We start from the raw sequence: 15,544 nt of genomic DNA, 5'->3' as shown, positions 1-15,544 counted from the left end.
TAGGGTACGCTCAATGCTCGGTAAGCTTATTCTAAGAGGTTTGAGCGCAGTCGAAACCCGGCGATATCGAGTTTTAGTCCTTCTAGTTATCAGCGAACCGATAACTGAATAACTGCTCGCCGATTTACGGTGTATGAATATTTGAATATCATATTTCTGACATGCCAATTTAAGAAAATTTGTAACTAAAAAATAATAAACAGCAATGATTACCTAAGTAAAAGCCCTGAGCATTATATCCTGGTAATAGGTAGAAAACTTGGATTACTTCGATGTCACCACTGATTTCCATTGTCATCGTTAATTACAATCGGGAGGCTTATCTTCAACAAGCGATCGCCAGCGTCTTAGCCCAGACATGGCAAGACTTTGAGCTATTAATTTGGGATGATGGATCTACAGATGGGTCAGTGGCTATGGTCGAAAGATATACTCAGCAGGATGCGCGAGTACGGCTAATACAAGCAGAGCATCAAGGAACAGCTGCCGTTTGTAAAGCAGCGATTAATCAAACCAGTGGCAGCTACATCGGTATACTTGACAATGATGATATCCTTGCCCCTACCGCCCTAGCCGAAACCGCCGCAGTCCTGAATCGGCACCCAGAAACCGGACTTGTTTACACTGACTACTTAAATATCGATGCAGACGGGAAAGTTATCGGTTACGGTCATCGCTGTGATATTCCCTACTCAAAAGAAGGTCTGCTGGTAAACTTCATGACTTTCCACTTCCGCCTCATGCGTCGTTCTGTTTACGACCGAGTGGGAGGTGTCAACGGGTCTTTTAATATTACTGCTTATGATTACGATTTGTGTTTGAGGCTTTCTGAAGTTACCCAAGTTCAACGAGTTAAAAAGCCCCTCTACTTCTACCGAGTTCATTCTCAAAGCACCTCTGTTACTAGAAAAACCGAACAAATTCTCTGGTCAAAAAAGGCGATCGCCCAAGCACTTTGGCGGCGCGGATTAGCAAATAAGTTACAAATCGATGTAGAATTTTCCACAGGTCGCTTTATTTTGCGGCGCAAAAGAGAAGCAGGGGGGCAGAGGAGCAGGGGGGCAGAGGTGAAAGAAGGCCCCTGGCAAACCTTAGAGGATCTGCCATGCACAGTTAGTAACGAAAATCTTTTTTCTTCAAACGTCTGCATAGAATCTCTGCTTTCTGTAAAAAAATCTTTACTCTCCAGCATCGCCGCTTCAATACTAGTTTTTGCCCCACTTTTGAGTGCCATCAGTCCCAAATTAGCCCAAGCACAGCAAATTGTTCCTGCTGCTGATGGTACAAACACAATTGTGACTCCCAACGGCAATCAACTCGATATCACCGGCGGTACAACTTCTGGTGATGGCGCTAATCTCTTCCACAGCTTTCAACAATTTGGAATTTCACCAGAACAAATCGCCAACTTTCAAGCCAGCCCAGCCCTACAAAATATCCTTGGTAGAATCACTGGCGGTAATCCTTCCATCATCAATGGCTTAATTCAAGTAACTGGTGGTAGCCCTAACTTGTTCTTGATGAATCCAGCCGGATTCATTTTTGGAGCAAACGCCAGCTTAAATGTACCTGGTGCTTTCACGGTGACAACAGCCAACGGCATCGGTTTTGGCAGCAGTTGGTTCAATGCCATAGGTGTTAATGATTACACTGTTTTAGTAGGAAATCCCAATGGATTTGCCTTTAGTACTAGCCAACCAGGAGCGATCGTGAATGCTGGGAATTTGGCAGTCGGTACGGGGCAGAACTTGAATTTATTGGGTGGTACGGTGGTAAACACTGGGCAAATTTCAGCACCAGGAGGACAGATTACCGTCACATCCGTACCAGGTCAAAATTGGGTGCGCCTCAGTCAGCCAGGAAATGTTTTGAGTCTAGAAATTCAACCCTTGGCTTCTAGTAGCAACCAGCCCAATAACTCGACAATTCCCATTGCATCTTTGCCAGAATTGCTCACCGTTGGTAATACTAACACTGGGTTAACTGCTAATCCTGATGGCACAGTACAATTAACAGGCTCTAACGTCAAAATTCCTACAACTCCAGGTACAAACATTGTTTCTGGCACAGTGGATGTATCCAGCCAAACAGGCGGCACAGTAACTGCTTTGGGTACAAAAGTGGGAGTAATTGATGCCAATATTAACGCCTCTGGAACCAATGGCGGCGGTAGTGTAATAATTGGTGGCGATTACCAAGGAAAGGGGACTTTACCCAATGCACAGCAGACTTATGTTAACTCCAACTCTGTAATTAATGCCGATAGTACTTTAAATGGAAATGGCGGACGGGTAATTGTTTGGGGTGACAACGCAACCCAATATTTTGGTAATATTTCGGCACGTGGAGGAGCAAATTCTGGCAATGGTGGTTTTGTAGAAGTATCAGGCAAAAATTTCTTGACCTTCAACGGTGTGGTAGATACTTCAGCCGCCAATGGTGGCTTTGGTACATTATTGCTAGACCCCAGCACATTGACTATTATCGATGGTGGAGTAGGGACTTTTGATGGCACAGCTGGCAACATTGCTTTTGGCGATGCAGATATTGGGGCGAATACAGTTTCATGGGAAGCGATCGCAGCCTCCGGTGCAAACATCAACTTACAAGCCACAGGCAATATTACCATCAATGACATCACTGGAGCTACACCTGGAGTCACAACCGATGGTGTTGCTACATTAAACTTGGGCACTGGCGGTAGCTTCACGCTGTCCTCACAAACTGGTTCTGTAAACTTTGTTGACCCCACCAACACAATTGAGACCAACGGAGGAGCAATAAACATTTCCGGAGCCAGTTTATCGCTGGGCAATTTTAATACCAGTACCGATTCTTCTGGCAATAGTGGTAATGTCAACTTGTCTGCGACTGGCGACATTAGTGCGGGCAACATTATCGCCAGTGGCCAAGGCTACTTGGCGGGTAATATTACAGTCGCAAGCAGCGGTGGTGGGATTACTCTAAATAATCTTGATACTAGCAACACTGGAGGGTTTCTGACTGTTAATACAGCTGGAACAGTCAACTTGAGTGCCGCAGGCAATATCGTTACAGGTACAATTAATTCCTTTTCAAATGATGCTAGTAACTCAGGTACGGCTGGTAATGTGGTAGGAACAACCACAGGCGGCAGTATCACCACTGGGGCAATTAACTCCTCTGTAGTCAAAGAAGGAGGTGGCGATTTTGTCGGCACGGCTGGCGCAGTCACCTTAACTGCCACAGATAATATTACCGTTAATGACGCTATTAATGCTTCAGCAAGTGCCACTGGAGTGGATGGGACTGGAAATGTTACAGCTGGCAATGTAACTTTACAAACTACCAATACTGCTGGCAGCAATATTAGTTTTACCAGCATCAACACTCAAGCCATAGCCGACGACTTTGTTGATGGTAACACCGTTCAAGGTGGTAATGTCCAAGTGCTAACTAACGGTCTAATCCAAGGATCGGGGACGGGTGACACCATCGCAACAGGTGGATTTTTTGTTGGTGAAGGAGGTGTTAACGTTCAACCTTTAGCGGGAGGTACTGTTAGCATTCGACATGATGGTGGCGCAGACAATGTAGATTTTGTTGTAGGTGATGCTAGTGTCAATGGTCTAGCAGGGACAATTACTACAGGAACAACTGCGATCGCTCCTACAAGTAACTTTCAAGTTTTGTCCAATGGTGGAGATGCTCCTGGCACACCAAACGGCATCACCATTACATCCGTAAACACCCCGCCCACACTGACAACAAACACCCTCCTATCATCTGATGCCCAAGCCAATCAAACCTTAAGCTTCACATTTACTGCCAGCACTAGCGATGTCAATCTAGATAATACCACCGTTGTCATTGATGCCATCCAAGCAGGAACCCTGAGACGAGGTGATACGGTTTTAGCTGCGGGAGACACATTAACTATAGGCGAAACATTAAATTACACACCACCAACAGATACCACAGGGCTAATAAATGCATTCAGCGTTAGAGCCAGCGATGTAGTTTCATCCTCAGAACCCGTACAGGTAGCAATCAACGTCAATGTCCCTGAGATTCCTACCGACCCCGGAATTCCTACCGACCCCGGAATTCCTACTGACCCTGGAATTCCTACCGACCCTGGAATTCCTACTGACCCTGGAATTCCTACTGACCCTGGAATTCCTACCGACCCTGGGATTCCTACCGAACCTGGGATTCCTACCGAACCTGAAATTCCTGATGTTCCTCCCTGCTCATTCCAATGTAATCCAACTAATCCAGGTAACCCCCCTTCTAACATTCCTAAGATTGGTGACCCTGTAATTAATACCAATCCTACTCCCGAAGATAATTTCACAGGTGATTTTGGTGATTATTTAGGTATACCCAATCCCAGAATTAAAACACTGGATGAGGCCAAAGAAATTGCTAGCAAAATTGAGAAAGCTACTGGTGTAAAACCTGCATTTATCTACATTAGTTTTGTGCCTGTAGAGATTATCCCAGAGAGAACTAAACAGCTGAATAGCCTACTAGAAAACGATAGCGACGAACTGGAAATAGTAGTAGTCACTGGAAAAGGTAACCCCATTCGTAAGCGCATTCCAGAAACTACTAGAGCCAAAGTTTTACAAGTAGCTCAAGAATTTCGCGATCGAATTGTAAGTCCACAAAACCGTCGCCGCACTGCTTATTTGCGTTCATCTCAACAACTTTATCGTTGGATAATTGCACCACTGGAGGCAGATTTACAAGCTAGAGAAATTAACAATTTAGTCTTTCTACCAGACATTGGTTTACGTTCAACTCCAATGGCAGCACTCCATGATGGTAAACAATTTTTGGTAGAAAAATACAGTATAGGCTTGATGCCGAGTCTGAGCTTAACTAACACACTGTATACAGACATTAGAAAATCTCAAATTTTAGCCCTGGGGGTTTCTGAAAGTACTCAAGGGCAAAATCCTTTACCAGCAGTTCCCGTAGAGATCTCAACATTGGTATCTAAACTCTGGCAAGGCAAATTGTTATTGGACAAGCAAGCTACTTTACAGAATCTCAAAAGTGTCCGGCGTCAACAACCTTTTGGCATTATTCACATGGCGACTCATGCCGATTTTGTGGCTGGCGGCTTAAGCAAGTCTTATATTCAACTGTGGGAGGACAAGCTACGTCTAGACCAACTACGCCAGTTGCGATTAAACGAACCTCAAGTAGAAATGATAGTGCTGAGTGCTTGTAGGACAGCTTTGGGTGATAAAGAGTCAGAACTTGGGTTTGCGGGTTTAGCAGTGCTGGCAGGTGTAAAAACTAGTGTTGCCAGTCTTTGGTCTGTTAACGATTCTGGTACAGCAGCATTGATGACAAAATTTTATGAGAATTTAAAAAAATATCCAATTAAAGCGGAGGCTTTGAGACAAGCTCAAGTAGCTATGGTAAAAGGGCAGATTTACTTAAAGGATGGCCAAATTCAAGGTTTGGGAGCGGTGGGTAACTTGCCTTTGCCTGCTGAAAGTATTGAGGAAGCTGATGAATCATTTATGCATCCTTATTATTGGGCTGGATTCACAATGATAGGTAATCCTTGGTAACAAGAATTCAGAAGTCAGAAGTCAGAATTCAGAATTAAAGATTCTCTTATTAATTTACAAGCTTGTTTTTATTCCAATGGCAAGAGTGGAACTTGTTTATCCTAAAATTCCAGATAGCAAAAATTGTCCTTGGAAGCGTTGTATAGCTTTTGAGAAATATGACGGTACAAATCTCCACTGGCTTTGGGATTTGGAGCTTGGATGGTATGCTTTTGGTACGCGTCGCGATCGCTTTGACTTGGATGATATGGGGATTGCACAATTCAACAAAGCACATCCAGGTTTAGAAGAAGCTCCGCAGATTTTTAACAGAGATTTTGCTAATCCTTTAAAAAGAGTATTTCAAGAAAATTTAAATTATCAATACCCAGAAATTACTGTGTTTACAGAATTTTTGGGAACTAACTCCTTTGCCGGAATGCATCGAAAGGATGACCTGAAACAACTAATTCTCTTTGATGTACAAACTAACAAATGTATTATTGCTCCCGAACAATTTATTCAAGATTTTAGTCACTTAAACATTGCACGAGTTGTTTATCGTGGGAAATTAACAGGTCAATTTATTGAAGATGTTCGAGAAGGAAAATATGGTGTAGCCGAAGGTGTTATTTGTAAAGGAGTCGGCAGCGACAACAATAATGTATGGATGGTAAAAATTAAAACTTATATTTATATGAAGAAATTACAGCAAGCTTTCAAAGATGATTGGAAGACATATTGGGAATAAGGCAAAAAACCTTGAGAGAATGTTTCAAAAGTCTTTTAGCAATCCTATTTTAATTTTGTAAAATATTAGTGGAAGCTGTTGACAGTCAATAATCAACAGTCAACAGTCAACTATTTAGTATACAGCTATCTCCTGTTTTTGCTGAGAATTCTGCTTGAGTATCTCGGTGATTCTTTCGCCGGGAGTAGGGATAGCAAAGTAATATCCCTGCCCTTCTTGACACCCACGTTTTTTTAAATAGTCAAGCTGTTCTTGAGTTTCCACCCCTTCTGCGGTAATTTTCAACTGGAGGCTTTTGGCTAATGCAATGATGGCATCGGTGACTGCGGCGCTATCAGAATTTGATGTCACGTCTTGCACAAATGAGCGGTCGATTTTGAGCATGTTCACAGGAAAGCGCTTCAAATAATTGAGAGAAGAATAACCAGTGCCGAAATCATCCAAAGCTAGCCATATTCCTAGTTCTCGTAATTGTTTGAGGGTTTTCACGGAGTGCTGAATATCAACTATTAAGGAGCTTTCTGTGACTTCCAGTTCCAAATAAGATGGTTGCAGTTTCGTCTCCTCTAGGATTTGTTTGACAACTCCGACTAAATTTGCTTGTTCAAATTGTCGAGCCGAAAGGTTAACTGACATGCGAATTGGGGGTAGTCCTGCAAGTTGCCAGTTTCGATTTTGGGTGCAGGCGGTTCGCAACACCCATTCACCAATAGGTACGATTAAACCGTTATGTTCGGCAATGGGAATAAACTTTGCTGGAGAAACCAAACCTCTTGTAGGATGCTGCCAGCGTATTAGTGCTTCTACTGCTGTGACTTCTTGAGTGTGTAAATCAATCAGCGGTTGGTAATAAACTACGATTTCGCCTCGTTCCAGCGCTCCACGTAATTCGTTTTCCAGTGCTAGTCGTTCTTGCAACTGAGCGTTAATTTCTGGTGAATAAAACTGGTACTGGCTAGCTCCTTGCTGTTTTGCTTGGTACAGTGCTATGTGAGCTTGTTGTAATAGGAGATCCACACCATTACGATCGCCTAAGTCACTAATTGTAATACCTATACTGACTGTAATATGAATTTGCTGGTTATTTATGAAGAAGGGTTTAGACAGTATATTCTGTAGGGTTTTTGTGAAACTAACCACTTTTTCAAAGGATAAGATATCCATCTGAGCGATGGCGAATTCATCTTGAGTCAAACGCGCCAAGATATCTGTTTTACCAATACAGCTTGTCAAACGTTGGGCAACTGCTCTTAATAAATGATTAGATGTTTCATGCTCCAACCCATGACTTATACCGGTGAAATCATCAATGCTCAGGGAAAGAACAGCAATCAATTGCTGGGGATTCTGAGATTGTGACACATTTTGGTAAAGGCGATCGCTAAATAAATCCCGATTCGGTAACCCAGTCAAATTGTCATAATTAGTAATCTGGTGGATCAACTCATCTAATTTGTGGAGAGTTTGTGAAGTATCTGCCATCAGCGTGCCTGCCTCATCGCCAAATTCTGTAGGCAGTTCTGGTAATTTTTTGGTTTGCAAGTAGTCTCGCAATGCCGCAGATGTTAAAATTACGGGGGCGAGTAGGTAGTGTAATGCAAAAAGGGTAGCCGCTGTTCCTCCTAATGTAGCCAAAAGAGCATTCAGCAGCACTCGGATTGCTATTTCCCAAGGATAGGAGTTGGAAGTTACGATATTGAAAATTAAAACCAAAAGTGGTACGTGAGTTCCCAAAAATGCCACTACCATGATTTTGGCAGTGTAACTTTTTTTGAGTAATCGGAATTTAGCCAGAGAAGAGTATAGATAAAGCTTCTGATTCATCTGCATAAATGTTAGTTCACAGTTGTGAGTTAGAAAATGGTTTAAGCTGTCACGCATCGAAAGCAGCACATTTTTGGCTTTTGACGGTTGACAGTTAACATCAGCGGTTAAGGAAACTCGTGAGTAGCTATGCAATTTAAAAGCGTATAGCTTACTAAATTTTTGGTAATTTAATGATTAGGCGGCGATCGGTGTATGGTCAGCGTCACCTACTTACAATTAGAATTGCAATCTTAAACTCGCTTTCTATAGCTTGCGGAGAGTTCATCGATCAATGTAAGATTACTTTCCTTTATGTGTTACTGCCATATATTGACACTAGTTTAGTGCTAGTTAAAATAGTTTGTTTGCATCTTCATAGAAAAACTAAATAGCTATAAAAATGGTTATAAGTACTTGTTCTCTGAGTTTTTACTAATAGTAATAAATTTGGCTTTAATGAAAGTTTAAAAAACTTCAATCGTGGACGAGTTACACAGATCGCTTCTTTGACGTTTCAAGCTGCCGATTTTGGTTTTGTCCATCAGGAATTAACCGTTCCAATGCATGGGCAATCCAAGGAACCTAAAACCACACCAAGAGATTGCACAAACGACAGCAAACCAGCACTTACCATTGCAATCACAATGATAATTGTCACTGGAGACGAATCTAGAGTGTAAAATAGTTCCAATCACCCTATGGGTATACAATTAATCCAGCGTTGCTATTAGGTAAAACGAGTTACGAATGCCAGTAAAAGTATACGACATAGACAGCGATCGCCTGCTGAGGATCGGTAGGAGGTATAATCAGTCTGGGAGTGAATATACAAACCAGTAAAATACAAGTGGCAATTGCCAAACTCAAGATTAGAATCTGGCGTCAACGCATAGTTTTACATAGGTTGTGCCTACAGATAATATAGAGAAGGGAAGTGTCAAAAAATTGGTAGATACAATTTCTGTTAACATTGCAGGTTTGGATAATTGATTTTTAGCTTTTAAGTAGTGAATAAGCTTATGGGTAGTTTAATATTATTATTAATAGGTTTAGGAATTTTGTTTTTAGCCTGGAAAGCTCAAGACGAAATTCATCGCATTGCAACTATGGTAACTGGGACAATTTCTCTGATTTGGGGATTTTCTTTAGCTCCCTTGTCATTTCAATTGCCATTTGAGATTATTTCAGTTTTAGCAGCTTTTTCTGTTTGTATGCGTTGCTTGGGTTGTGGTTTAAAGCGAGATTAATTTTTCACTCATAAACTTTGTATTTTGCACAAAACCATAAACTACTTGGCACTAAATAATTAAAAAATTTGGAGTTGCTTATGCGTGCAATGATTTTAGATGCACCGCGTCAACCCTTACGGCTAGGAGAGTTACCGATACCAAAACCTAACTCACAACAAGTACTGATTCGCGTTCATGCTTGCGGTGTATGTCGCACCGATTTGCATATAGTTGATGGAGAATTGACGCATCCCAAACTACCTTTAGTACTTGGGCATCAAATTGTCGGTACTGTAAAGGCGGTGGGTGATGGTGTTGATAAATTTAGTGTTGGTCAACGAGTTGGTGTTCCGTGGCTGGGTTATACTTGTGGCGATCGCTGCCCTTACTGTGCCTCCGGTCGTGAAAATCTTTGTGATTATGCTGAGTTCACTGGTTATAATATTGACGGTGGCTATGCAGAATACACTGTGTCCGATTACCGCTTTTGCTTTCCCCTAGACCCTAGCTTTACCGATTTGCAAGCTGCCCCCCTTTTGTGCGCCGGCTTAATTGGCTATCGCGCTTACAGAATGACAGGTAATGCACAAAAATTAGGTTTTTATGGCTTTGGTTCGGCTGCTCACATTTTGATACAGCTGGCTCGTTATCAAGAACGTCAAGTGTTTGCTTTTACCCGTTTCAACGATGTTGAAGGACAAGAGTTTGCCCGTCAATTGGGTGCAACTTGGGCGGGCGGCTCAGATGTATTACCCCCAGAACCTTTAGACGCAGCGATTATTTTTGCTTCCGTAGGTCAACTCGTACCATCTGCTTTACGTGCAGTTACCAAAGGCGGCGTCGTAGTTTGTGCTGGAATTCACATGAGCGATATTCCTTCTTTTCCTTATGACATTCTTTGGGAAGAAAGGGTGTTGCGTTCTGTTGCTAATTTAACTCGCCAAGATGGTGAAGAATTTCTTACCTTAGCGCCCAAAGTTCCGATCCGTACTGAAGTAAATGCTTTTCCCTTGGCTCAAGCGAATGAGGCTTTAGATGCCCTTCGTACTGGGAAAATTGCAGGTTCAGCTGTTTTGGTAGTTGATTAGTAGTGATTAAAAGGGAATCGGTAAATCTCAATCATTAAAATGAATAAAAAATTTTAGATTTTGGATTTTTTCCACAAATAAATTTGCAAACTAGCCTGCGGCATTCTTCTCAAATATGTCTCAAAAAATTAGATAAAATCACACAAAATTTCAAAAATAATAAAAATTTTAAAAAAATCTATGATAAAATCGCATCAAAAATCTGAAGATACCAAAAATTATCCAGACTTATTTGTAGCTTTTTGGAAAAGGCTAGCTCTTACCCACGCACAACAAGCGACATAACACTTGTCAAGAATAATCCTGATGAGACAATTTTATGCTTAATTAGAGTCAATCAGTAATGACTATAGATGAAGTAGTACTCTTATTAAAAGCCAGTCAAGCTACCGGTTTAACAACACTCCAAGAAATTGTATTACGTTCTGCCTGGGAAGGAAAAACCTACATCAAAATTGCAGTTGAAGGGAATTATCCTGAGGATCGGGTCAGGAAAGTTGCTGGTGATTTATGGCAAGTTCTGAGTGATTTTTACAAAGAATCGATAAATCAATCCAATTTCCGCCAGACTGTAGAAAATCATCGCCTTGGCAAAGCACATCAGCAATTACTTAGGGAATTTAACCAAGCTGCCACAGCCATATCCTTGGAATTTCCTAGCGGCCCCGTATCTCTAAATTCCAGATTCTACATTTCTCGTGCGCCAATTGAGGAACTTGCTTACGCAGAAATAACTCAACCGGGGAGTGTCATCTGCATCAAAGCACCCAAGAAAATGGGAAAAAGCTCTTTAGTTTTGCGGTTGCTTGCACGCGCTAAAAAGCAAAACTTCTGCACCGTGAGTTTAGATTTTCAGCAAGCAGACAAAACAGTATTTGCCAATTTAGATAAATTTTTGCGCTGGTTTTGTGCCAATGTCAGTCGCGAATTACAGCTAGAACCAAAACTCAATGATTATTGGGATGAAGAGATGGGTAGCAAAGTCAGCTGCTCTATCTATTTTCAAAATTATTTGTTATCTGTGTTGGAAACTCCTTTGGTTTTGGTCTTGAATGAAGCCGATTGGGTGTTTGATTATCAGGAAATTGCTCAAGAATTGTTATTATTAGTACGTTCGTGGCACGAACAAGCTAAAGCAGTTGAAATTTGGCAAAAACTCCGCTTGGTTCTGGTTTACTCCACGGAAATTCTTTTTCCCATAAAACTGAATCAATCGCCATTTAATATTGGTTTGCCGATTAAATTGGCTTTGTTTACAAAAGAACAAGTGCAAGATTTAGCACAACGTCACGGTTTGGATTGGACAGATGGTGAAGACGCGCATAGCTTAATGGCAATGCTGGGGGGACATCCTTATTTGGTACGATTGGCTTTATATCATCTTGTAGGTAAAGGAGGATTACAAGGCAATTTAAAACAGCTATTGCAACAAGCACCTACAGAATCAGGAATTTATCATGAATATTTAAGGCAATATATATTAGCATTACGAAATCAACCAGATTTAGCAGCTGCCTTCGATCGAGTAATTAACGCTAAAAGTTATGTGAAATTAGAACCAGCATTGGCATATAAATTACAGGGAATGGGACTAATAAATTTAGAAGGCGATCGCTGTACTCCCGCATGTGAATTATATCGTTTATATTTTCGCGAACATTTAAAAATAAATGAAAATTTTAACAATAGTTGTATTGCAGATTTGAAAGTAGAAAATCAACAATTAGTTGTTTTATGTAGTTTGGACGAACTAACTCAATTAGTAAATCGCCGCTATTTCCAAACATTCCTACAAATTGAATGGCAGAACTTTGTTAGTCAACGCACCCCAATATCACTAATTTTATGCGATATTGACTATTTCAAAATTTATAATAAAACTTACGGTGTTGCCGCAGGAGATCGGTGTTTACAAGAAATCGCTAATACTATCCGTAACTGCCTAGAATGCTTACTAGGTAATAATAGTTTATCGTTTTGTGCGAAAATGGCTAATCCTCCTACTAATTTTTCTGCAAGTTTGCCAAAAGGAGATTTTAGAGATGAAAATAGCGAGGTGTTAGTGGCTCGTTATGGTGGTGAAGAATTTGTGATTCTTGCGAAAATAGATGTTGCTGCTGCAATGTACATCGCCGAATATATTCGAGAGGAAATAAAAGCTTTGGCAATTCAGTGTGAGTATCCTAGCATTGGTGGTTTACCCGCTCCTGTTTTGACTGTTAGTTTAGGCGTAGCTAGTATTATTCCCGCAGTTGAAACTGAGCCTGCTAATTTAGTTAATGCTGCGGAAAAAGCACTTTCTCATGCTAAAAGACAAGGACGCGATCGCGTTGTTTTAGGTTAAGCCGATTTACGCTTTAAAGTAGAGCGATGTCTGCGACGGGCTACGCCTACCCCATTATAACATCATCATTCAACCTTGGATCGCGATCGAGCTCTTGTTGGCTAATGATATACTCAACCCAACCTCCTATGCTTCTGAATTCTGGATTCTGAATTCTGAATTCTCCTTTAAGAAATCATTCTCTGAAGTTTCTTCCGCGATTTTTTTAGAAAACGATTCATTTGCGACATCACGCTAGGAACTTTCAACTCTTTTGGTTTTCGTTCTGGTTCTTTGAGAAATCTATAATATAAAAACTCATCTCTATAATCGATATTCACATCTTCTCCTTGACATAAACGGGTAAAGTCAATAGAAGAATAGCTCATGTAGTGAATGCGATGAATTGGTTTTAAACCATCTTGATTGTAAAGAACATTATTAATATTCACGAATCGGTCTGCATTAGCGCAGTTACCTGTTCTATCTTGAGAATTGGGACTGAGGGTAAAGTTAAATATTCGAGGATCGCCGTATAAAGTTATATAACCGAATATACCAGAACTAGACCACCAAGAACCCGGACGAATCCATTCAAATTCACGTTTTTCAATCCATCTTTGTTTAATTATATCCAAATCTTCGCCACCGAAAAGCAACCGCTTAGAACCAAAAAAGCTATCACAATGAATTTTTGCACGCAATTCGGTTTCTGTTAGTTGGGTTGCTTTTTCAAGTACTTCCAGATTTAATTGGGTTTTTTCTTTGGGTTTAGCATGTTCCCAATCGTTGAATATTAAATCATAATTATCAAGCTTTTCAACAATATCATCTATTGGTTTCATGGCTAAACTATCAGCATCATAAAACACAAATTTCTCAAACTCGCCATTAAAAGAAGCAAACTTTCGGTGTACAGAGCCTTTGTACCATCCTGGACGATTGAATTTGGAATCATTTGCTCTTGGATGAGCATCCCAAAGCTCATTGATAAAATTATCCCAGCGGTTAATTGCTTCCCAATCTTCAAAAAGTGTGACATTTTTTCTAGATTTGATTTCCTGTTTAACCAGGTCTAATTGCTGGTTATAGGGAATCACGCAAACAGGAATATTCTCTCCAACATTTACCTCAATGCTGTTTAGCAAAGCAACTAATTGGTCGTATACAGTATCATTGGCAAGCGTATAAATACCAAATGATTTCATTTTGCTAAATCCTACTTAACTTCTAGACTAGTTTGTTCGCTCAGCACTTTGTCAGTGACAGTTATATACTGACTTATACTTGACTGTAAAAACAACAGATGAGATGGAACTATACAGTAAATTTACCATCATCGGCTGTTAATGAGTAACTAGCTTTTTGTTTGCTTTAATTTATGAAAATTTTACAAATCATATATTAAGGGATACTTATGATGACATACAAGCATGAATCAGTCATGGTGTATGTATCACATTTGATGCATTACTTGTATGAACATCTTAATGGTATCTTCCACCTTTCCCTACCCACCCACAAGGGGGGGAACCCAAGTTAGGACATTTTATTTACTTAAGTACTTAGCTGCCTCTCATAATGTGACTCTAGTTACTCAACGAGATCCCAGTGTTACTGATGCTGAATTAATAGCATTACGCGATCATGTGGGCCATTTGGTAGTTTTCGATCGCCCACAAGAACCGACAAATACAGCCAAAATGTTAAAAAAAATACACAGATTTGGTAAATTTTTGTTATACGGTACGCCGCCAAGCGTACTCAACCGCTATTCGCTGGAGATGCAAACCTGGGTTAACAACTGGGTAGAAGCCGGAAAATCTGATGCGATTACCTGCGAACATAGCGTCAATGAAATTTATGTGCAGCCACATTTTCAGAAACAGCTAAAAACCATAGTTAATATTCATAGTTCTGTTTACGCTACTTGTCGTAACCAACTAGCAACAGGCATTTCTGAAAATAGAATCAGAGACAAAATTAATCTGCCGCTTTTGCGTCGTTACGAACAAAATTACTGTGCTAAATTCTCAGAAATTGTTGTCACAACCGAAGAAGATAAACTGCAAATACAACAATTTAATCCAAATACTAAAATTACTGTTATTCCCAATGGTGTAGATTTAGTTTCTTTCCCGAATCGTACCAGCGATCCTGGGGGACATCGTTTAATTTTTATTGGTGCAATGGATAATTTAGCGAATATTGATGCTGTCTGCTTTTTCAGCAATGAAGTATTGCCGGAAATCCAAAAAAAATATCCTGATACTACTTTTGATATTGTCGGTTCTTACCCAGCACCAGAAGTTTTAGCACTTGGTAAAAAACCTGGAATTAATGTTACTGGACGCGTACCTTCAATGGTAGAATATTTACATAAAGCAACCATCTGCGTTGTAGCCATGCGGACTGGATTTGGCATTAAAAATAAGACCTTAGAAGCAATGGCAGCTGGCGTACCAGTAGTAGGAAGCGATCGCGGTTTAGAAGGATTAGCTGTAGACGGTGCTAGCGAACCACTACGTGCATTACGAGCCAATCAACCTGCCGAGTACGTCACCGCAATTAGTAAATTATTCGAGAATCCACAATTGCGATCGCAACTGTCACAAAATGCCAGACAACTAGTAGAAGCAGAATTCACTTGGGATATTGCTGGCAAAAGGTACGAACAAATTTGTCTTGGGTAGTTCCTAATACTGCACGCTTTGTGGATTTTTAACTCGGAATTGGATTTGGCGAAAAGGTTAAAGGTTTTTTCTTTCCCTTTTCCCCTTAACCGACAAGTATTGGGG

At 40.7% G+C, this 15,544-nt stretch carries 8 protein-coding genes; 6 read left to right on the top strand and 2 right to left on the bottom strand.

The genetic code is table 11. The features are described 5' to 3' along the window. The first annotated feature begins 272 nt into the window (after nt 1-272). A complete protein-coding gene (locus NSTC745_RS28925; protein ID WP_445634073.1) occupies nt 273-5,570 on the top strand; it encodes a CHAT domain-containing protein in 5,298 nt (1,765 codons plus the stop codon). 76 nt (nt 5,571-5,646) lie between these two features. Beyond that, nucleotides 5,647-6,300 carry a hypothetical protein gene (locus tag NSTC745_RS28920; RefSeq protein WP_445634072.1) on the top strand — a complete coding sequence of 218 codons (654 nt, stop codon included), beginning with the start codon at nt 5,647-5,649 and terminating at the stop codon, nt 6,298-6,300. A gap of 114 nt (nt 6,301-6,414) precedes the next feature. Here the strand turns inward: NSTC745_RS28920 and NSTC745_RS28915 are convergent, their stop codons facing one another. Then, a complete protein-coding gene (locus NSTC745_RS28915) occupies nt 6,415-8,130 on the bottom strand; it encodes a putative bifunctional diguanylate cyclase/phosphodiesterase (protein ID WP_445634071.1) in 1,716 nt (571 codons plus the stop codon). 995 nt (nt 8,131-9,125) lie between these two features. Between NSTC745_RS28915 and NSTC745_RS28910 the strand changes: the two genes are divergently transcribed. The 3 genes from NSTC745_RS28910 (at nt 9,126) to NSTC745_RS28900 (ending at nt 12,767) form a co-directional block, all read left to right on the top strand. After that, nucleotides 9,126-9,353, top strand: coding sequence for a hypothetical protein (locus NSTC745_RS28910; RefSeq protein ID WP_445634070.1), 228 nt, complete (start codon nt 9,126-9,128; stop codon nt 9,351-9,353). An 80-nt stretch (nt 9,354-9,433) separates the two neighbouring features. Further along, nucleotides 9,434-10,423, top strand: coding sequence for a zinc-dependent alcohol dehydrogenase family protein (locus NSTC745_RS28905; protein ID WP_445634069.1), 990 nt, complete (start codon nt 9,434-9,436; stop codon nt 10,421-10,423). A 343-nt stretch (nt 10,424-10,766) separates the two neighbouring features. After that, nucleotides 10,767-12,767 carry an AAA-like domain-containing protein gene (locus tag NSTC745_RS28900; RefSeq protein ID WP_445634068.1) on the top strand — a complete coding sequence of 667 codons (2,001 nt, stop codon included), beginning with the start codon at nt 10,767-10,769 and terminating at the stop codon, nt 12,765-12,767. A 167-nt stretch (nt 12,768-12,934) separates the two neighbouring features. On the opposite strand, the gene NSTC745_RS28895 is transcribed toward NSTC745_RS28900, so the two are convergent. Further along, nucleotides 12,935-13,954 carry an Npun_R2821/Npun_R2822 family protein gene (locus NSTC745_RS28895; RefSeq protein WP_445634067.1) on the bottom strand — a complete coding sequence of 340 codons (1,020 nt, stop codon included), beginning with the start codon at nt 13,952-13,954 and terminating at the stop codon, nt 12,935-12,937. A gap of 270 nt (nt 13,955-14,224) precedes the next feature. Between NSTC745_RS28895 and NSTC745_RS28890 the strand changes: the two genes are divergently transcribed. Then, entirely contained in the window at nt 14,225-15,439 is a 1,215-nt protein-coding gene (locus NSTC745_RS28890) for a glycosyltransferase family 4 protein (protein ID WP_445634066.1), read from the top strand. The last annotated feature ends 105 nt before the right edge of the window (nt 15,440-15,544 follow it).

This window comes from Nostoc sp. DSM 114161, assembly GCF_052692665.1.
Note: the sequence above shows the minus strand (reverse complement) of the source record. Positions and strands in the feature narration are given on the sequence as shown.